Origin of the sequence: Vibrio sp. 2-1-2a, assembly GCF_032648565.1 — a bacterium.
Taxonomy (GTDB): Bacteria; Pseudomonadota; Gammaproteobacteria; order Enterobacterales; family Vibrionaceae; genus Vibrio; species Vibrio diabolicus.
This window is the reverse complement of sequence record NZ_WBOH01000001.1, coordinates 688,407-711,621: the sequence shown is the minus strand read 5'-3', so window position 1 is coordinate 711,621 and position 23,215 is coordinate 688,407. Positions and strand designations below refer to the sequence as shown.

Annotated in this window: 18 protein-coding genes; 13 read left to right on the top strand and 5 right to left on the bottom strand. The window is 44.9% G+C overall.

The features are described 5' to 3' along the window. Positions 1 to 17 precede the first annotated feature (17 nt). Positions 18 to 785 carry an alpha/beta fold hydrolase gene (locus F7Y48_RS03300; RefSeq protein ID WP_316681009.1) on the bottom strand — a complete coding sequence of 256 codons (768 nt, stop codon included), beginning with the start codon at positions 783 to 785 and terminating at the stop codon, positions 18 to 20. A 92-nt stretch (positions 786 to 877) separates the two neighbouring features. Between F7Y48_RS03300 and seqA the strand changes: the two genes are divergently transcribed. Both seqA and pgm read left to right on the top strand, forming a co-directional pair. Continuing rightward, positions 878 to 1,420 (top strand): replication initiation negative regulator SeqA, encoded by a 543-nt coding sequence (gene seqA / locus F7Y48_RS03295; RefSeq protein ID WP_005393026.1) that lies wholly within the window; start codon positions 878 to 880, stop codon positions 1,418 to 1,420. 92 nt (positions 1,421 to 1,512) lie between these two features. Continuing rightward, complete coding sequence (gene pgm, locus F7Y48_RS03290) at positions 1,513 to 3,159, top strand: phosphoglucomutase (alpha-D-glucose-1,6-bisphosphate-dependent) (protein WP_012842047.1); 1,647 nt, start codon at positions 1,513 to 1,515, stop codon at positions 3,157 to 3,159. Between the two features lie 62 nt (positions 3,160 to 3,221). Here pgm and F7Y48_RS03285 read toward each other — a convergent pair whose 3' ends face one another. Then, positions 3,222 to 3,995, bottom strand: a complete 774-nt coding sequence (locus F7Y48_RS03285; protein ID WP_316681006.1) for a DUF1853 family protein — start codon at positions 3,993 to 3,995, stop codon at positions 3,222 to 3,224. Positions 3,996 to 4,227: 232 nt separating this feature from the next. Here F7Y48_RS03285 and F7Y48_RS03280 point away from each other — a divergent pair, with 232 nt between their 5' ends. Further along, positions 4,228 to 4,986, top strand: a complete 759-nt coding sequence (locus F7Y48_RS03280) for a Nif3-like dinuclear metal center hexameric protein (RefSeq protein WP_006742708.1) — start codon at positions 4,228 to 4,230, stop codon at positions 4,984 to 4,986. 88 nt (positions 4,987 to 5,074) lie between these two features. Here F7Y48_RS03280 and F7Y48_RS03275 read toward each other — a convergent pair whose 3' ends face one another. After that, a complete protein-coding gene (locus tag F7Y48_RS03275) occupies positions 5,075 to 6,364 on the bottom strand; it encodes a citrate synthase (RefSeq protein WP_005382163.1) in 1,290 nt (429 codons plus the stop codon). A gap of 396 nt (positions 6,365 to 6,760) precedes the next feature. Here F7Y48_RS03275 and sdhC point away from each other — a divergent pair, with 396 nt between their 5' ends. The 8 genes from sdhC to sucD all read left to right on the top strand — a co-directional run bounded on the left by sdhC (position 6,761) and on the right by sucD (position 16,469). Continuing rightward, the gene (sdhC, locus tag F7Y48_RS03270; protein WP_017634811.1) at positions 6,761 to 7,153 is read left to right on the top strand and encodes a succinate dehydrogenase cytochrome b556 subunit; all 393 of its coding nucleotides are present in this window, start codon (positions 6,761 to 6,763) and stop codon (positions 7,151 to 7,153) included. Further along, positions 7,147 to 7,491: a succinate dehydrogenase, hydrophobic membrane anchor protein gene (gene sdhD / locus F7Y48_RS03265; RefSeq protein WP_005382169.1), complete on the top strand. Its 345-nt coding sequence runs from the start codon at positions 7,147 to 7,149 to the stop codon at positions 7,489 to 7,491. Before sdhC ends, sdhD begins: the two co-directional genes overlap by 7 nt. Further along, positions 7,492 to 9,258, top strand: coding sequence for a succinate dehydrogenase flavoprotein subunit (gene sdhA / locus F7Y48_RS03260; RefSeq protein WP_005393016.1), 1,767 nt, complete (start codon positions 7,492 to 7,494; stop codon positions 9,256 to 9,258). Positions 9,259 to 9,273: 15 nt separating this feature from the next. After that, positions 9,274 to 9,984 carry a succinate dehydrogenase iron-sulfur subunit gene (locus F7Y48_RS03255; protein WP_316680999.1) on the top strand — a complete coding sequence of 237 codons (711 nt, stop codon included), beginning with the start codon at positions 9,274 to 9,276 and terminating at the stop codon, positions 9,982 to 9,984. A gap of 170 nt (positions 9,985 to 10,154) precedes the next feature. Further along, positions 10,155 to 12,980: a 2-oxoglutarate dehydrogenase E1 component gene (gene sucA, locus F7Y48_RS03250; RefSeq protein ID WP_005393014.1), complete on the top strand. Its 2,826-nt coding sequence runs from the start codon at positions 10,155 to 10,157 to the stop codon at positions 12,978 to 12,980. A 28-nt stretch (positions 12,981 to 13,008) separates the two neighbouring features. Further along, positions 13,009 to 14,217, top strand: a complete 1,209-nt coding sequence (gene odhB, locus F7Y48_RS03245; protein ID WP_005393012.1) for a 2-oxoglutarate dehydrogenase complex dihydrolipoyllysine-residue succinyltransferase — start codon at positions 13,009 to 13,011, stop codon at positions 14,215 to 14,217. A 213-nt stretch (positions 14,218 to 14,430) separates the two neighbouring features. After that, positions 14,431 to 15,597 (top strand): ADP-forming succinate--CoA ligase subunit beta, encoded by a 1,167-nt coding sequence (gene sucC / locus F7Y48_RS03240; RefSeq protein ID WP_005393009.1) that lies wholly within the window; start codon positions 14,431 to 14,433, stop codon positions 15,595 to 15,597. After that, entirely contained in the window at positions 15,597 to 16,469 is an 873-nt protein-coding gene (sucD, locus tag F7Y48_RS03235) for a succinate--CoA ligase subunit alpha (protein ID WP_005382181.1), read from the top strand. The genes sucC and sucD overlap by 1 nt, the downstream gene beginning before the upstream one ends. 71 nt (positions 16,470 to 16,540) lie before the next feature. Here sucD and znuB read toward each other — a convergent pair whose 3' ends face one another. After that, a complete protein-coding gene (gene znuB, locus F7Y48_RS03230) occupies positions 16,541 to 17,326 on the bottom strand; it encodes a zinc ABC transporter permease subunit ZnuB (protein WP_046874250.1) in 786 nt (261 codons plus the stop codon). Then, on the bottom strand, positions 17,319 to 18,107 hold the full coding sequence (znuC, locus tag F7Y48_RS03225; protein WP_006742704.1) for a zinc ABC transporter ATP-binding protein ZnuC: 789 nt from the start codon (positions 18,105 to 18,107) through the stop codon (positions 17,319 to 17,321). Before znuC ends, znuB begins: the two co-directional genes overlap by 8 nt. 78 nt (positions 18,108 to 18,185) lie before the next feature. Between znuC and znuA the strand changes: the two genes are divergently transcribed. Together znuA and F7Y48_RS03215 are read left to right on the top strand one after the other, a co-directional pair. Continuing rightward, entirely contained in the window at positions 18,186 to 19,073 is an 888-nt protein-coding gene (gene znuA / locus F7Y48_RS03220) for a zinc ABC transporter substrate-binding protein ZnuA (RefSeq protein ID WP_006742703.1), read from the top strand. Between the two features lie 201 nt (positions 19,074 to 19,274). Next, positions 19,275 to 22,652: an AraC family transcriptional regulator gene (locus F7Y48_RS03215; protein ID WP_316680994.1), complete on the top strand. Its 3,378-nt coding sequence runs from the start codon at positions 19,275 to 19,277 to the stop codon at positions 22,650 to 22,652. Positions 22,653 to 23,215 lie beyond the last annotated feature (563 nt).

Here is a 23,215-nt window from a genome sequence, read left to right as displayed (position 1 = left end):
GTTGCTTTTCGAATTTGTTAACTCGAAATGTATTTCCGAATGACTCTCATTACTTCAGCCGGTTTTTCGGCGTGAAGCCAGTGGCCAGTATTAGCGATAATATGTGCTTTTGCTTGTTTGAACTGTTTTTGCACCGCAGGTTGGTGCTCTGGCATTAAGTAATCGGAATCACCACCTTTAACAAACAGAGTGGGTACGTCTGTTGGGGCAATTTCCTGCCAGCCGATAATTTGTGCGTAATTCTCAAAAAGGCTCGGTACGTTAAACCGCCAGTCCATTTTATCGCCATTTTTGTATAGTGACTTAGAGAGAAATTGTCTTACACCGTCGATCTCAACATGTTGAGCTAGGATATCCATCGCTTGTTGACGGCTTGCTGGCTTTTCGTTAATTACGGCGTGTAAACCATTAAACACATTGTCGTGACGGTTTGCTGTGTAGGCGACAGGTGCCATGTCGAGCACAACCAACTGTTTGACGAGCTCTGGAGCAATGTCCACCAGTGTCATCGCGACCTTTCCACCCATTGAATGCCCAATAATAATAGATGGATCAACATTTAAGTGTTGTAGGAGTTGTGCCACATCTTTTGCCATGTCGGCGTAATTATGAATGTTTGAGTGAAAAGAGAGGCCGTGATTTCTCAGATCAATACTGATCACCGTGTGATCTTTAATAAGATCGCGGGCTAGTAGACCCAGATTACCTAAACTACCAAACAATCCGTGAATCAAAACAACTGTTTGGCCTTGGCCTTCCTGCTTATAGTTGAGTAATGCTGACATTTTATCTTATTCGTGATGGGTTTAACGTGGAGTATCCGAGAGGATCTCGTTATAATCCCCCAGAGTTTAAACATTGAGAATGTGAAAAGCGAATGAAAACAATTGAGGTTGATGAGGATCTATACCGTTACATTGCTAGCCAAACTAAGCATATCGGTGAAAGCGCCTCGGATATTTTGCGACGCCTTTTAAACCTTGATGGTCAGTTGCAGGAAGCTGAAGCCGCGCCTGTAGTAGAGAAGCCACAAGGGATTGTAGTAAGTAAAGATGCGGGTAAAACGGAATCTGTTGATGTAGTGAAAGAAATGCGTTCGCTGCTTATTTCTGATGAGTTTGCCGGTCTAAAAAAAGCGATTGATCGCTTTATGTTAGTACTATCGACCTTACATAAATTAAATCCAGAAGGTTTCGCGCAGGCTACGAATGTAAAGGGACGCAAACGCGTGTACTTTGCAGATAATGAAGAAACCTTGTTGGCAAATGGCAACACGACCAAGCCAAAAGCCATTCCTGGCACACCGTTTTGGGTTATCACGAACAACAATACCAGTCGTAAAAGACAGATGGTTGAACAAGTGATGACACACATGGGGTACCAACCTGACTTAATAGAAAAAGTAACAGGTTCAATCTAAGAAACCTGATAGAAGCCTCATAATGTGTCGCAGTTAGCGGATATTATGAGGCTTTTTTAATTTTATTTGTATTTAAAGAAAGGATGTCAAACATGGCTATGCACCCTCGTGCTGGGCAAAAAGCGCAGCAGGAAGATCTTCATAATATTCCGGCACTTGTTGCCAATTACTTCTTGCTTCAACCTGATGCTAAGAACCCCGATCACAAGGTTCAATTCGGCACATCAGGTCACCGTGGTACCGCTGATAAGCATACATTTAACGAAAACCACATTTTGGCTATTGCTCAAGCGGTTGCAGAAGTTCGTGCCCAGCAAGGGACCACAGGTCCTTTGTTTGTCGGTAAAGACACGCATGCTTTGTCTGAACCTGCATTTTCTAGCGTGATTGAAGTTTTGATTGCGAATGGCGTAAAAGTCATCGTACAGCAGGATAACGGCTACACGCCAACACCAGGTATCTCGCACGCAATTCTGACTTACAACATCAAGCACGATGAAAAAGCAGACGGTATTGTGATTACACCATCTCATAACCCACCACAAGACGGCGGTATCAAATACAATCCGACTCACGGTGGTCCAGCAGAAGCTGAGTTGACTCAAGCTATCGAAGATCGTGCGAACGCACTGATTGCCGAAGGTTTACAAGGTGTTAAACGCTTACCACTAGCAGAAGCAAAAGCATCGGATCTGTTTGTGGAGATGGACTTGGTTAAACCCTATATCGATGATCTGGTGAACGTTATCGATATGGAAGCAATCCAAAAAGCAAATCTGAAGATTGGTGTAGATCCATTGGGTGGCAGCGGCATCGATTACTGGCGTCAAATTGGTCAGGCATACAACCTAGATCTAACGCTAGTAAGTGAAGCGATTGATCCTTCTTTCCAATTCATGTCTCTCGATAAAGACGGCGTTGTACGTATGGACTGTTCTTCTCCTTACGCAATGGCGGGTCTATTGGCACTGAAAGACGAATACGATTTAGCATTTGGTAACGATCCTGACTACGACCGTCACGGTATCGTTACGCCAAAAGGTTTGATGAACCCGAACCACTTCTTAGCCGTTTGTATCGACTACCTATACCGCCATCGTGACGCATGGGGTAAAGATGTCGCTGTTGGTAAAACACTAGTATCAAGTGCACTGATTGACCGTGTTGTTGCGGATCTAGGTCGTGAGCTATGTGAAGTACCAGTAGGCTTTAAATGGTTTGTTGATGGTCTGTACACTGGTAAATTCGGCTTCGGTGGCGAAGAAAGTGCCGGGGCATCTTTTCTTCGTAAAGATGGTACGCCTTGGTCAACAGACAAAGACGGCATCTTGTTATGTCTTCTAGCGGCAGAGATCACTGCGGTAACGGGTAAGAACCCACAAGACTACTATGAAGAGCTAGCGGCGAAACACGGTGAGTCGAAATATAACCGTATTCAAGCTGTAGCGAATGGCCCTCAAAAAGACGTACTGAAGAAGTTGTCACCAGAAATGGTCGCGGCTGAAACACTAGCGGGTGATCCAATTACGGCTCGTCTCACGCATGCGCCTGGTAATGGTGCTGCAATCGGTGGTCTAAAAGTAACGACTGCCAACGGCTGGTTTGCTGCTCGTCCATCAGGCACAGAGGACATCTACAAGATTTACTGTGAAAGCTTCAAAGGTGAAGAGCACCTAAAACAAATCGAAGCAGAAGCACAAGAGATCGTTAATCAAGTGTTTGCAGCTGCCGGCCTGTAAACCATCCAATAGTCGATTTAGAAAACAAAGGGTTGATGTGCAAGCATCAACCCTTTTGCGTTTTAAGATTCCTGAACTGAGTTGTTTCCGGGCCAGGAATCCGGTACCACAAACCAGAATTGACCGTCCTCCGTTTGTGCATGTACAAATCGGTCTGAAGGCTTTTCAATGGGTTGAGAGAAATCGTCCGTACCAATCGCCCAGCATGGTTTGTGTAAATGATAAAGTGGCTTACCGATTAACTCCCATTGGCTCTGGTAGCACCAGTAACCACTAATCTGACTTGGATTTAGTTCATAACCCAAGCACTCGCTAGGAGTTGGCTCTGGAGTAAACGGATTAATATAGAGTCGTCCTTGCATCAATAGACGTTCTTGTGGAGAGTCGTTTAACGGAATTATTTTTTGAAATTCCGGGCGATCGCTCATTTTCAACTGATGAGTAAGCATTCTATTCAGTTTTGTATGCAGCTGGTCGTGAGCATTCGGACCATACCAAACGCCGTTATAAAGAAGATAAAACTTAATCGCTACTTCCCAGTGCTCTATTTGATTTGATTCTGTATTCCGCAACACCAAGTCGATAGCACCAATAGTCTTACCTTCGATGTCGTTTAACTGAACCTCTTCCGCGATAACCTGATATCGTTCTGAACTAGAGAGAACTGCAGTGCATAAGTGCTGATATAAAAAGCCCAATCTTGGATTACCATTGTATTGCTCAGCGTTATTTAAAGGCGTTACCGAAAGATCCTCTAAGGTTGTAAACGGAGGGCGTAACTTGAAAAGAGGAGGTGAAGTGGCGATCCATTGGTAAAAGCGTTGCAGTTGGTTCATCCGTATCCCTATATGTATGGTGAGGCGACAAGCTTTGTTATTGTAACTAAATTTGCTTTTGAGGGTAGGGTGGCTAGCATCGATATTAGGGTTCGAGATACACTTTAAGTACCTAAATGATATCAAGGTGCCAGATGTCAAAACGTTGTTGTATCAACTAGGTTGCACACTCTCGGTCTGATTTCATCGAGAGGTTATTTAGGTTTACATGCGCTAGAAATTGGAAGTAATAATGAATAACTTAAAGCTAGAACAGATTCTTAATGACAAACTGTCACCGCAGTTAATTAAAGATTACGCACCAAATGGGTTACAGGTAGAAGGGACGCCAGCCGTAAAGCGTATTATCACTGGCGTAACTGCCTCTCAAGCCTTAATCGATAAAGCGATTGAGCTTAATGCAGACGCATTACTCGTTCATCACGGTTATTTTTGGAAAGGTGAACCTGAGCCAATTCGTGGTATGAAAGGTAAACGAATTCGTAGTCTGATCAAAAACGATATCAACTTATATGGTTATCACCTTCCTCTGGATATTCACCCAGAGCTAGGCAACAACGCCGAATTAGCTCGCTTACTTGAAATCGAAGTAGAAGGTGGGCTTGAAGGACATCCTCAATCAGTAGCCATGTTTGGACGCTTGAAAAAACCGATGTCTGGTGCTGAGTTTGCGAGCAAGATCAATCAAGTTCTTGATAGACAACCACTGCATATTGCTCCAGAGAATACCGATAAGATGATTGAGACGGTCGGTTGGTGCACTGGTGGAGGGCAGGATTTTATTGAGCTTGCTGTACAACACGGATTAGATGCGTTTATCTCTGGCGAAATTTCTGAGCGTACAACCTATACTGCGCGAGAAATGGACATTCATTACTTTGCTGCAGGTCATCATGCTACTGAGCGTTATGGTGTTCAGGCTTTAGGAAAATGGCTAGCGGATGAATACGGCCTACATGTGGAGTTTATCGATATTGATAATCCGGTTTAGTGTTCGCTATTCATAACGTGAGACGCTGAAAAGAAAAAAGGGTTGAGACAAAATCTCAACCCTTTTGTTTATCTTCTAACTAAAAAGATCATTCACGTTCGTGAAGTGGAGAAAACTCACGCTGTGTCTCACCAGTGTATAGCTGACGAGGACGACCGATGCGGTTCAGTGGATCGCTGTGCATTTCGTTCCAGTGAGCAATCCAGCCGATGGTACGAGAAATCGCGAAGATAACCGTAAACATAGAAACTGGAATACCAATCGCTTTAAGAATGATACCTGAGTAGAAGTCTACGTTCGGGTACAGCTTCTTAGAAACGAAGTACTCATCAGAAAGCGCAATGCGCTCAAGTTCCATTGCTACATCTAGTAGAGGGTCTTGAATGTTTAGCTCTTTGAGAACTTCATGACACGTTTCGCGCATTACTGTCGCACGTGGATCGTAGTTTTTATAAACGCGGTGACCAAAGCCCATTAAGCGGAATGGGTCATCTTTGTCTTTCGCGCGGTCTACATACTCAGGGATGTTATCGACGCTGCCAATCTCTTCTAGCATTCTCAAGCACGCTTCGTTTGCACCACCGTGAGCTGGTCCCCAAAGTGATGCAATACCAGCGGCAATACATGCAAATGGGTTAGCACCAGAAGAGCCAGCTAGACGTACAGTTGACGTCGACGCATTCTGTTCGTGATCCGCGTGTAGCGTGAAGATTTTATCCATCGCACGCGCAACGACAGGATTTACTTCATACTCTTCGCAAGGGTTTGCGAACATCATGTGTAGGAAGTTTTCTGCGTAGCTCAAATCGTTACGTGGGTAGATAAATGGCTGACCGATAGAGTATTTGTAACACATTGCAGCCAGTGTCGGCATCTTCGATAGCAGACGGTACGCCGCGATCTCACGGTGCTCGTCGTTGTTGATGTCAAGAGAGTCGTGGTAGAAGGCTGCAAGTGCACCGACTACACCACACATTACTGCCATCGGGTGAGCATCACGTCGGAAGCCATGGAAAAAGCTTGCGATTTGCTCGTGGACCATAGTATGACGCGTTACGGTCGTCTTGAATTGCTCGTATTGTTCTCGGGTAGGGGCTTCACCATAAAGAAGGATGTAACATACTTCTAAGTAATCTGCGTTATTGGCTAATTGATCAATCGGGAAACCGCGGTGCAAAAGAATACCTTTGCCGCCATCGATGTACGTGATTGATGATTCACAAGATGCAGTGGCAAGAAAACCTGGGTCAAAAGTAAAGTAACCATTGGCTCCCAGCTTACGAACGTCAATTACAGGTGTACCTAGCGTACCGTCCATAATCGGCAGTTCGATTGGCGCTTGACCTTCAACATGAAGGGTCGCTTTCTTATCCGCCATAACAATCTCCTTTGTTTATTATTTAATCCGTCCAGGATGTTTATGTGCCATTTTTGTACTGTTGTTAAAGCTTAAAGTCAATTTTTCTCCATCTTTGTGTGCACTTGTTATGATTTTTCTCATGAAAATCGTTAAAAATCTGTTCTATGTAGCATAATTTGTTACACCAATTGTATTAGAATGTTGCTCGCCGTATATTGGCTAAGAAAATTTTAGTTAAATCCTTATAAATTCGGGGCTAGAAACAAAGAGTGAGGTTTGTTGCTGGACTCCGGTTGTTAACAAGTTGTTTACAATTATCTGGGTGGTTACTCGCGATATTTGTTAAATAGATGTTAACTTTTGTACGTTTGGAAGCTGAAATTGGTTATAACAATAAATGCTCAATGGAGCTGAGTGAGCAAGCCCGTGAAAGAAAGAAAGTCAAGACCTGTTAATTTAGATTTACAGACCATCCACTTTCCTATCACAGCAATCGCATCCATCCTACACCGTGTGTCTGGGGTAATTACGTTTGTTGCGGTGGGTATACTACTGTGGTTACTGTCCATTTCTCTGTCATCCCCAATGGGTTTTATGGAAGCCGCTGACATCGTCGATAGCTTCTTCGTAAAATTCATCCTGTGGGGAATTCTTACTGCACTTGCCTACCACATTGCAGGTGGTATCCGTCACTTGTTGATGGATCTAGGTCACTTTGAAGAGCTAGATTCTGGCACGATGAGCGCTAAAGTCGCGTTTGGTGCAACAGCAGTATTATCATTATTGGCGGGGATCTTGGTATGGTAAAACACGTATCTTCATTTGGTCGTAATGGTGTACACGATTTCCTACTGATTCGTGCAACTGCAATCATTATGACGCTATACACGATTTATCTGATTAGCTTCTGTGCATTTTCAGATATCTCTTACGCATCTTGGACCCAATTCTTTGGTGGTACCTTCACTAAAGTATTCACCATGTTGGCACTTGTCTCGATCCTGATCCACGCATGGGTCGGTTTGTGGCAGGTATTAACGGATTACATTAAGTGCGCGAAACTGCGTGGCGCACTGCAACTTGGTGTTATTGCCGTGCTATTCGGCTATGTCTTCTCTGGTCTATTTATTCTGTGGGGTGCGTAAGTGTCTATTCCAGTTCGTGAGTTTGACGCCGTAGTAATCGGCGCTGGTGGTGCAGGTATGCGCGCTGCACTACAAATTTCAGAACAAGGCCTATCATGTGCTTTGTTGTCAAAAGTATTTCCAACACGTTCTCATACTGTGTCTGCACAGGGCGGTATTACCGTTGCTCTGGGTAACTCGCACAAAGACGATTGGCAATGGCACATGTACGATACCGTTAAAGGTTCCGATTACATCGGTGACCAAAATGCGATTGAATACATGTGTAAGAATGGCCCTGAGTCCGTTATCGAACTAGAAAAAATGGGTCTTCCATTCTCTCGTTTTGATAATGGTACTATCTACCAACGTCCATTCGGTGGTCAGTCAAAAGAATTTGGTGGTGAGCAAGCTGCACGTACAGCAGCAGCAGCGGACCGTACAGGTCACGCGCTTCTTCATACGCTTTACCAACAAAATGTGAAACACAAAACCACCATTTTCTCGGAATGGTATGCACTAGACTTGGTGAAAAACCAAGACGGCGCCGTAATGGGCTGTACTGCGATTTGTATGGAAACAGGCGAAATCTGTTACTTCAAATCAAAAGCAACGATTCTAGCAACAGGTGGCGCAGGTCGTATTTACGCGTCGACCACTAACGCACACATCAACACTGGTGACGGTGTAGGTATGGCATTGCGTGCGGGTGTACCTATGCAAGACATGGAAATGTGGCAGTTCCACCCAACGGGTATCGCTGGTGCAGGTGTTCTTGTAACAGAAGGTTGTCGTGGTGAAGGTGGTTACCTTCTAAATAAAGATGGCGAACGCTTCATGGAGCGCTATGCTCCTAACGCGAAAGACCTTGCTGGTCGTGACGTAGTTGCACGTTCAATGATGATCGAAATTCGTGAAGGCCGTGGTTGTGATGGTCCTTGGGGTCCACACATTAAGCTGAAGTTGGATCACCTTGGTAAAGAAGTGCTTGAGTCACGTCTGCCTGGTATTTGTGAGCTGTCTCGTACTTTCGCGCACGTTGATCCAGTGAAAGAGCCAATTCCAGTAATTCCAACCTGTCACTACATGATGGGTGGTGTACCGACTCAAGTGTCTGGCCAAGCAATCAAGCAAAAGGCTGACGGCAGCGAGATGGAAGTACAAGGTCTATATGCATGTGGTGAGATAGCTTCTGTATCAGTACACGGAGCAAACCGTCTAGGCGGCAACTCATTACTAGACTTGGTCGTGTTTGGTCGCGCGACTGGCTTGCACCTTGGCGAAACGCTCGCAGCGCAAGCTGAGGCACGCCCTGCAACTGAATCTGATATTGAAGCATCTTTAGCGCGTACCATGCGTTGGGAAAATAGTACTGGCGGTGAAGATCCAGTTCAAATCCGTAAAGACCTACAAGCTTGCATGCAAAACAGCTTCTCGGTATTCCGTGAAGGCGATGCAATGGCAACGGGTCTAGAAGAGTTGAAAGTAATTCGCGAACGTCTGAAAGATGCGCATCTAGCGGACAAGTCTTCTGAATTCAACACGCAACGTATTGAGTGTCTAGAGTTAGACAACTTGATGGAAACAGCATTCTCTACAGCCGTAGCGGCGAACTACCGTACTGAAAGCCGTGGTGCACATGCTCGTTTCGATTTCCCTGAGCGTGATGATGAGAACTGGCTATGCCACTCTATCTACAACCCGGAAACAGAAGCGATGACTAAGCGTGATGTGAACATGACGCCAACGCATCGTGAAGCTTTCCCGCCGAAAGTACGTACATACTAAAGGGAGGATACGACTATGAAATTGAACTTCTCTTTATACCGTTACAATCCGGATGTGGATACCAAGCCTTACATGAAAGAGTATACCCTTGAGGTAGACGAAGGCTCAGACATGATGGTGCTTGATGCATTGATTCTGCTAAAAGAGCAAGATCCAAGCATCGCGTTCCGTCGCTCATGCCGTGAAGGGGTATGTGGTTCTGATGGTTTGAACATGAATGGTAAAAATGGTCTAGCGTGTATCACACCGTTATCTGCTCTACAAGGCGAAAAGATAGTTATTCGTCCATTGCCAGGGTTACCTGTCGTGCGCGATCTTATCGTTGACATGACGCAGTTCTATGATAACTATGCGAAAGTTAAACCATTCTTGATTGATGATGATGCATTACCACCATCACGCGAGAACCTACAATCGCCTGATGATCGTGCGCATTTAGATGGATTGTACGAATGTATTATGTGTGCATGTTGTACAACGTCTTGCCCATCATTCTGGTGGAACCCTGACAAATTCATCGGTCCAGCAGGTCTTCTTGCGGCGTACCGCTGGCTAATTGATAGCCGTGATACGGCAACAGATGAACGTTTGTCTGATCTTGATGATGCATTTAGCGTTTTTCGTTGCCATGGCATCATGAATTGTGTAAGTGTTTGTCCTAAGGGATTAAATCCGACGAAAGCCATCGGCCATATTAAGTCGATGCTGGTTAATCGCTCGGTTTAATTTACTCGCTCTTAGGAATGTCGCAGTGTTGCGGATCACCCGATATGACCGCTTCACTGCTTCAAGAATATTTCGAGTAAAGAATACAAAAATTGCCGACTAGTTCTGGTCGGCTCTTATAGCTCGGCAAAGACCGAAGCAAACGTGAAAACTACTGGTTAAGGGAAAATATGCACAACGGCGTGATGAAGGCATGGCTCGAGTCTTCACACTTGGCTGGCGCCAATGCAACGTATGTAGAGGACCTCTACGAACTGTATCTAAGTGATCCCGATCTGGTAAGTGAGGAGTGGAAACGTGTTTTTGAAGGCTTACCTAAGCCGTCAGAAGAAGTGGCAGAACAACCACATTCACGTGTCCGTGACTACTTCCGTCGACTCGCTAGAGAAACAAAGCATTACAATGTCCAAGTTAGTGACCCAGATGTCGATGCAAAACAAGTAAAAGTTCTACAGCTAATCAACGCATACCGTTTCCGCGGACATGAAGCTGCAGAATTAGACCCACTAGGTCTATGGCAACGCCCAACCGTGGCGGAGTTAGACCCTGCTTTTCATAATCTTACCGAAGATGACTTCGAAGAAACTTTCAACGTAGGTTCTTTTGCTGTTGGGCAAGAAACCATGAAGTTGAAAGACATCTATGAAGCCCTCAACAAAACTTACTGCGGTTCCATCGGTGCTGAATACATGCACATGACTGACACAGAGCAAAAACGTTGGATCCAACAACGTCTTGAGTCTGTCGTAGGCCAGCCATCATTCAACAAAGATGAGAAGCGCACATTCCTAGAAGAGCTAACAGCCGCTGAAGGTTTGGAGCGTTACCTCGGGGCGAAATTCCCAGGTGCAAAACGTTTCTCTCTAGAAGGTGGTGACGCACTGATTCCGATGACGAAAGAGTTGATCCGTCACGCGGGAACAAGTGGGATGCGTGAAGTGGTTATCGGTATGGCTCACCGTGGTCGTTTGAACATGCTGGTGAACGTGCTTGGTAAGAAGCCTCAAGATCTGTTCGATGAGTTTGCCGGTAAACACGACGAAACTTGGGGCACGGGTGATGTGAAATATCACCAAGGTTTCTCTGCCGACTTTGCTACCCCAGGTGGTGATGTTCACTTAGCTCTTGCATTTAACCCATCGCATCTAGAAATCGTCAACCCAGTAGTCATGGGGTCGGTGCGAGCACGTCAAGATCGCTTGGGTGATAATCAAGGTAGCAAAGTGCTTCCTATCACTATCCACGGTGACTCTGCAATCGCTGGTCAGGGTGTGGTTGCCGAAACGTTCAACATGTCACTGGCTCGTGGTTTCCAAGTCGGTGGTACGGTGCGTATCGTTATTAACAACCAAGTTGGCTTTACGACGTCTAACCCTCGTGACACGCGTTCAACGATGTACTGTACAGATATCGCTAAGATGGTTCAGGCGCCAATCTTCCATGTGAATGCCGATGACCCAGAAGCAGTTGCTTTTGTTACTCGTATTGCTTTGGATTACCGCAACGAGTTCAAGCGCGATGTCGTGATTGATTTGGTGTGTTACCGTCGCCACGGTCACAACGAGGCCGATGAGCCAAACGCGACTCAGCCTTTGATGTACCAAAAAATCAAAAAACACCCTACACCACGCAAATTGTATGCGGATATTCTGATCGATAAAAACGAATCAGATATCGAGACAGCGACTCAGTTAGTCAATGAGTACCGCGACGCATTAGACCGCGGTGAAGTGGTGGTTAAAGAATGGCGTCCAATGGCGTTGCACTCTGTAGACTGGTCCCCTTACTTAGGGCATGAATGGGATATGGAGTGGGATTCAAAATATGACAAGACGCGTCTTATCGAGTTGGGTAATCGTCTTTGTCAGTATCCAGAAAGCCATAAACTGCAAAGCCGTGTTAATAAGCTTTACAACGATCGCCTAGCAATGATGACCGGTGAAAAAGCAATCGACTGGGGTATGGCCGAAACATTGGCGTATGCAACATTAGTTGATGATGGTAAGCGTATTCGGCTTTCTGGTCAGGATTCGGGTCGTGGTACTTTCTTCCACCGTCACTCGGTTCTTCATAACCAAACAGATGCAAGTACGTACATTCCATTAGCGAATATTCATGACAATCAGGGTCCATTCCAAGTGTTTGACTCAGTACTGTCAGAAGAAGCGGTATTGGCATTTGAATACGGTTACGCAACAGCAGAGCCAGGTGGTTTGACTATTTGGGAAGCGCAGTTTGGTGACTTTGCCAACGGCGCGCAGGTTGTGATTGACCAATTCATCTCGTCAGGTGAGCAGAAATGGGCACGCTTGTGTGGTCTCACAATGCTTCTACCTCACGGTTACGAAGGTCAAGGCCCTGAGCACTCCTCTGCACGTCTAGAGCGTTACCTTCAGTTGTGTGCTGAGCAAAATATGCAGGTTGTAGTTCCTTCAACACCGGCTCAGGTATACCACATGATTCGTCGTCAAGTTGTACGCCCAATGCGTCGACCTCTGATTGTTATGTCGCCAAAATCTTTGCTGCGCCATCCTCTATGTACTTCGACAATTGAAGACTTAGCGGACGGTACATTCCAATCTGCAATTCCAGAAGTAGATGATTTAGACCCAAGCAAAGTAAAACGCGTCGTGTTCTGTTCAGGTAAGGTTTATTTTGACCTACTGGAGCAGCGCCGTAACAACGAGCAAGACGATGTCGCTATCGTGCGTATCGAGCAGCTTTATCCATTCCCGATGGAAGAAGTACAAGCAGCGATTGCTCAATACACTAACGTTGAAGACTTCGTGTGGTGTCAGGAAGAGCCTCAGAACCAAGGTGCTTGGTACTGTAGCCAACACAACTTCCGTGCCGCTATTCCTGCAGGTGCAGATCTTAAATACGCAGGTCGCCCAGCTTCTGCTTCGCCAGCAGTTGGCTACATGTCGGTGCACTTGAAACAACAAAAAGCGTTGGTTGAAGACGCTCTGAACGTGAACTCAAAAACTTCGAATTAAGAACTAGAAGTTAAAGGAAGAAACAGATATGACAATTGAAATTCTGGTTCCAGATTTACCTGAATCAGTTGCTGATGCAACCGTAGCGACATGGCACAAACAACCAGGCGACGCAGTAGAGCGTGACGAGGTTTTGGTTGACATCGAGACGGACAAAGTCGTGCTAGAAGTGCCAGCTCCGGAAGCAGGCGTTTTGGAAGCTATCGTTGAAGAAGAAGGTGCGACAGTACTTTCCAAACAAATCATTGCTAAATTGAAGCCAGGTGCAGTTGCAGGTGAGCCTACCGCAGACAAAACAGAAGGTACGGAAGCATCTCCTGATAAACGTCATAAAGCTGCGCTTAGCGAAGAAAGCAATGATGCACTAAGCCCAGCAGTACGTCGTTTATTGGCTGAGCATGGCTTAGAAGCAAGCCAAGTGAAAGGCACTGGCGTTGGTGGTCGTATTACGCGCGAAGATATTGAAGCGCATCTTGCGAACGCTAAAGCTGCGCCAAAAGAAGAAGCACCAGCAGTGGTTGACGTGCCGGCAGCGGCTCGTAGCCAAAAACGTGTTCCAATGACTCGCCTGCGTAAAACAGTCGCTAACCGTCTGCTAGAGGCGAAGAACAACACGGCAATGCTAACGACGTTTAACGAAGTGAACATGAAACCAATCATGGACCTTCGTAAGCAGTACAAAGATCAGTTCGAAGAGCGTCACGGTATTCGTTTAGGCTTCATGTCTTTCTACGTGAAAGCTGTAACAGAAGCGCTTAAGCGTTACCCAGAAGTAAATGCTTCGATTGATGGCGATGACATTGTTTACCACAACTACTTCGACATTAGCATGGCGGTATCAACGCCACGTGGTCTAGTTACACCTGTCCTAAAAGACTGTGACAAGCTTGGTTTCGCTGATGTTGAAAAAGGCATCAAAGAACTGGCTATCAAAGGTCGTGATGGCAAGCTAACGGTAGACGAGCTAATGGGCGGTAACTTCACTATCACAAACGGTGGTGTGTTCGGTTCACTAATGTCTACACCAATCATCAACCCACCTCAATCAGCGATTCTTGGTATGCATAAGATCCAAGAGCGTCCGATGGCAGTGGATGGCAAAGTTGAAATCTTGCCGATGATGTACCTAGCGCTGTCTTACGATCACCGCCTAATTGATGGTCGCGAGTCTGTTGGCTTCCTAGTGACGATTAAAGAGTTGCTAGAAGATCCAGCACGTCTCCTATTAGACGTTTAATATCGCTAAAACGTCTAGTTATCGTAGGTAGCTAGACGTTAAAAATTTCAATGGCTAGACTAGCTCAACGTCTGGCCTTCATTTGAATCCCACACCATGAATACTCGTGATGAGGGATTGATTTGAGAAGACCCTACAGACGTACAAGCAGCCAAGACTGCAGCGTTATGGAAATAATAAATCCCTTAAGGGAAAAACAAACGGAATATCGAAATGAATTTGCATGAATACCAAGCCAAACAGCTGTTTGCAGAATTCGGTTTGCCTGTGCCAGAAGGCTACGCGTGTGATACACCACAAGAAGCTTTTGAAGCTGCAGGCCGTATCAGTACAGAAAAGAAAGTAGTTAAATGTCAGGTTCACGCTGGTGGCCGTGGTAAAGCGGGCGGTGTAGAGCTGCACGATACAAAAGAAGGCGTTAAAGAGTTTGCACAAAAGTGGTTAGGTAAAAACCTAGTGACTTACCAAACTGACGCTAACGGTCAGCCAGTTACAAAAATCCTTGTTGAAGAAGCTTCAAACATTGCAAACGAATTATACCTAGGTGCGGTTGTTGACCGTGCAAGCCGTAAGATCGTTTTCATGGCTTCCACAGAAGGTGGTGTTGAAATCGAAAAAGTTGCGGAAGAAACGCCGGAGCTTATCCACAAAGCTGCAATCGATCCACTAGTAGGCCCACAAGCTTACCAAGGTCGCGAGCTTGCGTTCAAACTTGGTCTTGAAGGTGACCAAATCAAACAATTCGTTAAGATCTTTATGGGTCTTGGCACTATGTTCGCCCAGTACGATCTTGCTCTACTTGAGATCAACCCGCTTGTGGTTACTGGTGAAGGTAACCTGCTATGTCTTGATGGTAAGATCAACATCGATTCAAACGCTCTTTACCGTCAGCCTAAGCTTCGTGAAATGCATGATCCATCACAAGAAGATGAGCGTGAAGCGCACGCAGCTCAGTGGGAACTGAACTACGTAGCACTAGACGGTAACGTTGGCTGTATGGTTAACGGTGCTGGCCTAGCAATGGGTACGATGGATATCGTAAACCTACACGGCGGCAAGCCAGCTAACTTCTTAGATGTAGGTGGCGGCGCGACGAAAGAGCGTGTTGCTGAAGCATTCAAGATCATCCTATCTGATGACAACGTGAAAGCGGTACTTGTTAACATCTTCGGTGGTATCGTACGTTGTGACATGATCGCAGAAGGTATTATCGGTGCGGTTAAAGAAGTAGGTGTAAGCGTACCTGTTGTTGTTCGTCTAGAAGGTACTAACGCTGACCTAGGTCGCGAAGTTCTTGCTAATTCTGATGTTGATATCATTGCTGCTGAGTCGCTAACGGATGCTGCTCAGAAAGTTGTTGCTGCTGCGGAGGCTAAATAATGTCTGTATTAATTAACAAAGACACTAAAGTAATCTGTCAGGGTTTCACTGGTGGTCAAGGTACGTTCCACTCAGAGCAAGCTATCGCATACGGCACTCAGATGGTTGGTGGTGTGTCTCCAGGTAAAGGTGGCCAAACTCACCTAGGTCTACCTGTATTCAACACAGTTCGCGAAGCAGTAGAAGCAACTGGCGCAACAGCGACAGTAATCTACGTTCCAGCACCTTTCTGTAAAGATGCAATTCTAGAAGCGATTGATGCCGGCATCGAGCTAATCGTAACAATCACGGAAGGCATCCCTACAACAGATATGATCGACGTGAAAGTGAAGCTAGAAGAAACTGGCGTTCGCATGATCGGTCCTAACTGTCCGGGTGTTATCACTCCTGACGAGTGTAAGATCGGTATCATGCCTGGTCACATCCACAAGAAAGGTAAAGTAGGTATCGTATCTCGCAGCGGTACTCTAACTTACGAAGCAGTTAAGCAAACAACAGACGAAGGTTTCGGCCAGTCTACTTGTGTTGGTATTGGTGGTGACCCAATCCCAGGTTCAAACTTCATTGATATCCTAAAACTGTTCCAAGAAGACCCTGAAACTGAAGCGATTGTTATGATCGGTGAAATCGGTGGTACAGCAGAAGAAGAAGCAGCAGCATACATTAAAGAAAACGTAACGAAGCCAGTGGTTTCCTACATTGCTGGTGTAACTGCTCCTCCTGGTAAACGTATGGGCCACGCTGGTGCGATTATCTCTGGCGGTAAAGGTACTGCTGAAGACAAATTTGCAGCACTAGAAGCGGCGGGCGTTAAGACTGTGAAATCTCTAGCAGAGATCGGCCAAGGTCTACGTGAAGTAACGGGCTGGTAATTTCCAACTCGAAGCTTAAAGCTAAAAAAGCCTAGCAATTATTGCTAGGCTTTTTTGTATCAAGGTACTTTTTACGATTTTTGGCGAATAAATTGGCTAAGCATAAACAGAGATGTTGCGCTGATTACTACTGATGGGCCAGCCGGCGTATCGAAGTGCCATGATAGGCTAAGCCCCATTAGTACTGCCACAGAGCCAATAATAGATGCGAACAGTGCCATTTGCTCTGGTGATGAAGAGACCTTACGTGCTGTTGCTGCTGGGATGATCAGCAAAGAAGTCATGATAAGTGCCCCAACAAACTTCATTCCTACGGCAATCACAACACCTACCATAAGCATTAACACCAATCTAACCAAGTCTGTATTGACGCCCTCGACGGCAGCAAGCTCTTCACTAACTGTGCTCGACAATAAAGGTCGCCAAAAAACGTAAAGACACACACTAACAGCAGCGACACCTGCGTAAATGAACATCAGATCTTGCGGAGATACTGCGAGTAAGTCACCGAACAAGTAACTCATCAGATCTACACGGACATTATCCAAGAAACTAACAGAAACTAGACCAACAGATAATGCGCTATGGGCGAGTATACCCAGAAGCGTATCGGTTGCGACCAGTTGTTGTTTCTGCAATGTCACGAGCAATACGGCGAGTGCTAAACAGCAAACGAGTAGTGCAAGATAAAGGTTCACGTTGAGCAGAAAGCCTAATGCCAAACCCATCAATGAAGCATGTGCCAGGGTATCACCGAAGTAAGCCATTTTGCGCCAAACGACGAATGACCCAAGAGGACCTGCAATGATCGCGATGCCAATACCAGCAAGAATAGAAGGTAGAAGAAACTCAATCATGGTGATGATGTCCGTGTTTATGGTTGGAGCATGATGTCGCATCGCCAGTTACTGGCGTTCCGGATAAATCGTGATGATGATGCTCGTGGTCGTGATGATAAAACGCGAGCGATTCTCTCGCTGCATTGCCAAATAGCGCGATGTAAGAAGGGTGCTGAGTAATCGTGGCAGGTGAACCAGAGCAGCAAACATGGTGATGCAGACAAATGACATCATCTGTTTTGGCCATTACTAAATGTAAGTCGTGTGACACCATAAATACACCGCAATCGAATCGGTGACGAATGCTTTCAATTAGATCGTAGAGATCGATTTGACCTTGAATATCCACACCCTGCGCAGGCTCATCTAGCACTAACAGCTCTGGGCGTTGAAGCAAAGCACGCGCAAGTAATACGCGTTGGTTTTCACCACCTGACAAGCGATGCATGTTACTACTAATTAAATGCTCAGCGCCAACAAGCCTTAATGCATCAATACATTCTTGTTTACTGTATTTTCCTGCTAAATTTAGAAAACGGGTGACATTCAATGGAAGAGAGTCATTGAGCTTCAATTTTTGAGGAACATAACCAATTTTTAGTTTTCTTTGTCGGTTTAATTTGCCGCTAGTCGGTTTTTGAAGGCCTAAAATGACTTTGACTAACGTTGATTTTCCCGCTCCATTGGGACCAATTAGGGTTGTTATTTTGCCCTTTTGTAATTCCATACTAATGTTATCGAGAACTCTGCGGCCATCGAACTCGACGCATAAGTGCTCAAGATGGACTAAGGAAGACATGAATGAAACTCATTTGCAAATCAATAATGTTATAATGTAACATTATCACACTTTCTACACCATATCCCAAGTAAAACTATGAAAAGAGCATTAATTCTTGCTGCGTCAGCGATGCTAACGTTGCCAGCACACGCAGTAACGGTACTAACGAGTATCAAACCGATTCAGTTATTAGTGACAGAGCTTACTCAAGGTGTGACTTCGCCAGATGTATTACTGCAGTCCAACACTTCACCCCATGATTACGCTTTACGCCCATCGGATGTTAAGAAAATCGCTTCTGCTGATTTAGTTATTTGGTACGGACATGATCTCGAACCGTTTCTGGAAAAAGTCGTGTCAGACAGATCGAATACTCTGACTATTAGTCAAATTCCAGATCTAGATTTGCGTGAGTTTGATAGTGAGCACAACCATGACCATGATGGCCACGATCATGGTTCACATGATCCGCACTTTTGGTTAGGTGTAAGTCAAGCACAACAAGTTGCCAAGGCTGTCGTAAATCAACTAGGATCACTTGATCCGGAAAATGCAGCACAGTACCAAGAAAACCTTAAAAAATTTGAAACTGAGCTCAGCCAGACGGACCTAGAGATCAAGAAGAAATTATCGCCAGTGAAAGACAAAGGTTACTTTGTGTTTCACGATGCTTATGGTTATTTCGAAGAGCGTTATGAGTTAAATCAAATGGGGCACTTCACCGTGAGCCCGGATCGTAAGCCGGGAGCAAAAACCTTAATCCAAATTCGTCAAAAGTTAAGTTCAGGAGATGTAGCCTGCGTGTTTTCTGAACCTCAGTTTACTCCAGCTGTCGTTCAGAGCGTGATGCGAGGTAGCAAAGTTGCCAAAGGTGAACTTGACCCATTAGGGAGCACAATTGAAGCAAAACCGGGCAGTTACTTTACTTTTCTCAACAATATGGCGAATAATTTTGAGCAGTGCTTGAGCCAAAAGACGGATTAAGTAGTGTTGTTGTGTAGGAATAGTCCTTTTAACGTGATCCAGTAGTAAGAATTACAACCTTTGGCAAGGCGAGCCTTTTCTCAAACAGTAATTGAGATATCATTATCAATAATTAGCAGCTCAAAATAACCGTATAAGTCCATGCTGTAGAAGATATGGACGGTGAGCGCCGAGCACAAATTGATATAAAAGGTTTTCGTCTTGCTACGCCAATTAGCCCTTGTCTTGTTGGGCTTTTTCCTATCTTTCCAAGCATTTGCTCTTCATAATGCGAATGCCATCTTTTACCCTTTGCCGACTCAGGTTAAGGGTACTTTTATTGCGGCTAAAAAATTGTTCTTGGGTGAGCAAGGGGGCTTGTGGATTCACGACGTGCATGGGCGGGTGTTGTTTTATGATGGCCAAAATATCCTACCTAAATCAGGCAGTTTTTTACAAACGTCTGCCAAGCAACTGGCTTATCATGAAGGCTCGTTCTGGACCTTTGTTGAGAATGAGGTGTATCAAACTTATCCAAATCAAGAAAGACGTTTAGTCTTTAGCTTAAACCCCGGGTCGCAAATAAGAAAAATCGGTTCTTCTGAAGATTATATTTGGGTTAGTGATGGCGCACATTTCTATACTTACAACATCGATACTAGCGAGTTAAAGTCCTTTTCTTTGTTGCAGCTTTATCAACATAGCAACAATAGCTATGTTTATATTAACGATGCAGTTCTGCTCGAAGAGAAGTGGGCACTTGCTACAACTTCTGGCTTTTATCTTTCAGAAGGAGATAAGTTTGACCATGTAGTCGCTTCAGGTCAGAACTACATTGAAAAGATCTACTACTCACACACGCGCAGAGAAATTCTGGTAGGAACGTTGCGTGGGGCATTAATTTTCAATATTTATCAACCTGATAAAGAGGTGATTAAGATTGGCGGTTCTCATGTATTGACTTTCGCTGAGACAAATCAAGAGTACTGGGTGGGGACTGAGCATGGTCTGTATTTATACTCATTCTTGTCAGGCGAAGTGACAGAAGTCGAGCCTGCAAGCTTTCTTGAACTGGAGCTGGATAATACAAAGATCTATTCGCTACTGAGTGACAACATGGGAGGGATGTGGATCGCGACTAACCAAGGCATTCGTTATTACTCCTTGTTTAGTAAAAAGTTTGAACGAGTAACCTTCAGTAGTTATGACTCGCAAACTTTATCAGGGCGAATTCGACAAACCGCCACAGGACCTGATGATGCACTTTGGTTCGCGGATGACCGAAAGCTTTATCGGACAGGTGAGAGTGGCAACATCAAAGTCTTGGAGCTTGATTCGCAGATCAATGAATTTGCATTTCAAGGTGGGATGCTTTGGCTTGCGACCTCTAAAGGGCTCGAAATATTCGAGTTGAATGGTCTTAACAAAGTGACATTTCCTTATTTACAGGTTATGGCTGGACACGCAGTGGAGCACGTGACTGTAGATGGTAATGATCGTCTCTGGGTATCAAGCGGATACCATCTTTACAATGTTGATATAACCAAGCAAAGCGTAAGAAACTTTGGAAGTGAGTGGCTAGTAAGTCAGTACTTACCAGCTAAGGTTACGCGTTTATACGACACTGAAGACTCTCTATTGATAGGGACCGATCATGGGGTTTATCAATACAGCAATGAAAACATCCAGTTCATCCGCTATTCCGAAAAATTTGGTGAATCATTAGACATGGTCACGGCGGTTGATGGCAGTCAGTGGTTTGCGTCATCCTACGGCGTTTTTAAAACGATTAAAGGACGTGACGAGAAACGTGTTGTTGAAATGAGTATGCCCAACGCGCGACCTGCTTGCTTGATCAGAGACAGGCAAGGTGTGTGGTTAGCCTCTTCTGTCGGGTTAAGCTATTACCACCTTTCGGGTGAATTAGTGAAACATTATTCATCGGCGTCTGGCTTAATGAACAACGAGTTTCTACCAGGAATTTGCAGTGTTATACAGTACACAGAAGATGGTGAGCGAGAGCTCGTCCTAGGATCGAAATACGGGTTGGTAAAAGCTGAAGCATCCAAGCTGCTTGTGTCCAACCCTCCAGAGTCGAAGTTTATCGTGAGCCAAGTTGTGCTTGAAAACGAGGTTCTACAAGTTGGTAGCGCCGATTTGAATGGAATAAAATTACCGTATGGCTCCTCTCTAAGTTTCTTATTTGGCGTGATGCCAAAACCAGACAGTCAAAACTTGTATTATCGATTGAATAACGATGACCCTTGGCAAACGCTAGAGGGAGGCCAACTGACTCTAGAGCATCTCAATTCCGGTGAATACCATCTACAGGTAAGTAATGAGTCTCAAGTCGCTGCTGGATTGGTTGGGCTCGAGTCGTATTTTATTGTGCTTAATCCTTGGTATTTATCGCAACTCGCAATTTTAGGTTTTGTGGTAGCGAGTATTGCCATGGTTGCACTACTTATGTACTGGCGTTCTCGCTATGTTGTACAGGCTAACCGTGATTTAGCTGCGCAAGTGACACTCAAAACTAACCAGTTGAGGCATCAAAGCCGAGTGTTGTTGACGAGTAACCAACAGCTACGTAAACAGATTCAAGTCAGAAACCTGTTGGTTGATCACGTGGCGCAATCTATTAAGTCCAGTGTCGATTTTATAGCGGCAAAATTACCCATACCTTTGGATGCAGCTACGGAAGATCATCTGGCGAAAACGACATGGCAATTAAATGAGTTAAAAAGTGTTCCTGGCGAAGCTAGCGGCGGCAGTCACAATTACAATTTGAGTCAGATAACTCAATCGGTGGTTGATGTATGGCAAGATGATTTTGCGAAGGCTGGGATTATGGTGGAGCTTGAAGATGAGAGAAAAACAAGTCGAATTGCTCTGGAAAGCTTTAACCTTGATGTTATCTTCAACAGCATTTTTGCCAATATCATCAAGCGTTCTTTCCGAGGCCAAACGGTGAGAATCATGCTAGAAGAGGGCAATGATATTGTTTCATTGAGTTTTCTTGATTATGGGACGCAACTGCCTAATAAAGTCACGACCGGGCGTCCATCTAATATGAACCACTCTGAATTGAGTATTGATCATCTTGCCCAGTTAGTGACAACGAGTGGAGGATACTTGGCGGTGTTTACTTCCGACGCTCAAAATAAAATCGAAATTACATGGCCAACTGCGAAAGAGATGAGTTATGTGGATGAATCTTTGCAAGAATTTGAGTCTGAACCTATCGTCGAAGATAAAGTGACCCCAGAGAAAGAATGGTTGCAAAAAGTCTATCAGCTGGTGGCTGAGCACTACCATGACCCTGAGTTTGGTACTGCTTTAGCGGCTAAAATGCTGTTCATGTCAGAACGCTCTTTACAGAGGCGCTTTAAATCAGCCTCGTCAAGAACGTTAAAAGATTATGTAACCGAAGTTCGTTTAGAAACGGCGTGTGAGCAGTTATTAGCGGGCGAGAAAATCAGCGAAGTAGCGTTTAACTGCGGCTTTAATGATCCTTCTTACTTTAGCCAAAAGTTTAAATTGCATTTTGGTTTGCCTCCTTCCAAGTTTGCTTTGACTCAAGAAAGCCAAGAAACCAACTAAAAAACCTCATTACACACTCCCTAGTGAATATTCAAAAGACTGGGGAGCTGCTTATAGTGCTCTACTATTGCTAGAGCTACCAATGCAGTGATTCTCATTGCTTCTTCATCACATCTAGCCTACAAATCCATTCTCAATACGTAAGCACGGTCACGCTCTATCTGTTAGTAGCGCTGTTCTTAGCTATAACCATACATGGCTTAAGAGGACGGATTTACCTACGGCGACAAATATATGAATGGTTGTATTTTTGTATCTAGAGTGCGTTGGTTCATTTGAGTAGTGGGGGGATGCGAAATTCGTGAAAACAGAACTGTGCTGAAAAGGTGGATAAGATAAAGAGTTTAGAGAGAGATGAAAAAAAATATCGTGGTATAGCCGGGGGGACTATACCACGGGTGTCAATGACACCTTCGCTTGCTGCCGGAGTGACATGTTGCCATGCCACCTCTGGAATTCATTTGAGAGGTTGCCCTCTCGATGGAGTAACTATACGAGAGGTTACTTATTTTTCTTATAAAAATAACGCCATGTTGATATGAGAAAAACGACAAAGTTTTAAA

What these genes read in the sequence shown, in the direction of transcription:
- F7Y48_RS03300 (WP_316681009.1), bottom strand. Translation starts at nt 785, where the DNA reads ATGTCAGCATTACTCAACTATAAGCAGGAAGGCCAAGGCCAAACAGTT.
- seqA (WP_005393026.1), top strand. Translation starts at nt 878, where the DNA reads ATGAAAACAATTGAGGTTGATGAGGATCTATACCGTTACATTGCTAGC.
- pgm (WP_012842047.1), top strand. Translation starts at nt 1,513, where the DNA reads ATGGCTATGCACCCTCGTGCTGGGCAAAAAGCGCAGCAGGAAGATCTT.
- F7Y48_RS03285 (WP_316681006.1), bottom strand. Translation starts at nt 3,995, where the DNA reads ATGAACCAACTGCAACGCTTTTACCAATGGATCGCCACTTCACCTCCT.
- F7Y48_RS03280 (WP_006742708.1), top strand. Translation starts at nt 4,228, where the DNA reads ATGAATAACTTAAAGCTAGAACAGATTCTTAATGACAAACTGTCACCG.
- F7Y48_RS03275 (WP_005382163.1), bottom strand. Translation starts at nt 6,364, where the DNA reads ATGGCGGATAAGAAAGCGACCCTTCATGTTGAAGGTCAAGCGCCAATC.
- sdhD (WP_005382169.1), top strand. Translation starts at nt 7,147, where the DNA reads ATGGTAAAACACGTATCTTCATTTGGTCGTAATGGTGTACACGATTTC.
- F7Y48_RS03255 (WP_316680999.1), top strand. Translation starts at nt 9,274, where the DNA reads ATGAAATTGAACTTCTCTTTATACCGTTACAATCCGGATGTGGATACC.
- sucA (WP_005393014.1), top strand. Translation starts at nt 10,155, where the DNA reads ATGCACAACGGCGTGATGAAGGCATGGCTCGAGTCTTCACACTTGGCT.
- odhB (WP_005393012.1), top strand. Translation starts at nt 13,009, where the DNA reads ATGACAATTGAAATTCTGGTTCCAGATTTACCTGAATCAGTTGCTGAT.
- sucC (WP_005393009.1), top strand. Translation starts at nt 14,431, where the DNA reads ATGAATTTGCATGAATACCAAGCCAAACAGCTGTTTGCAGAATTCGGT.
- sucD (WP_005382181.1), top strand. Translation starts at nt 15,597, where the DNA reads ATGTCTGTATTAATTAACAAAGACACTAAAGTAATCTGTCAGGGTTTC.
- znuB (WP_046874250.1), bottom strand. Translation starts at nt 17,326, where the DNA reads ATGATTGAGTTTCTTCTACCTTCTATTCTTGCTGGTATTGGCATCGCG.
- znuC (WP_006742704.1), bottom strand. Translation starts at nt 18,107, where the DNA reads ATGTCTTCCTTAGTCCATCTTGAGCACTTATGCGTCGAGTTCGATGGC.
- znuA (WP_006742703.1), top strand. Translation starts at nt 18,186, where the DNA reads ATGAAAAGAGCATTAATTCTTGCTGCGTCAGCGATGCTAACGTTGCCA.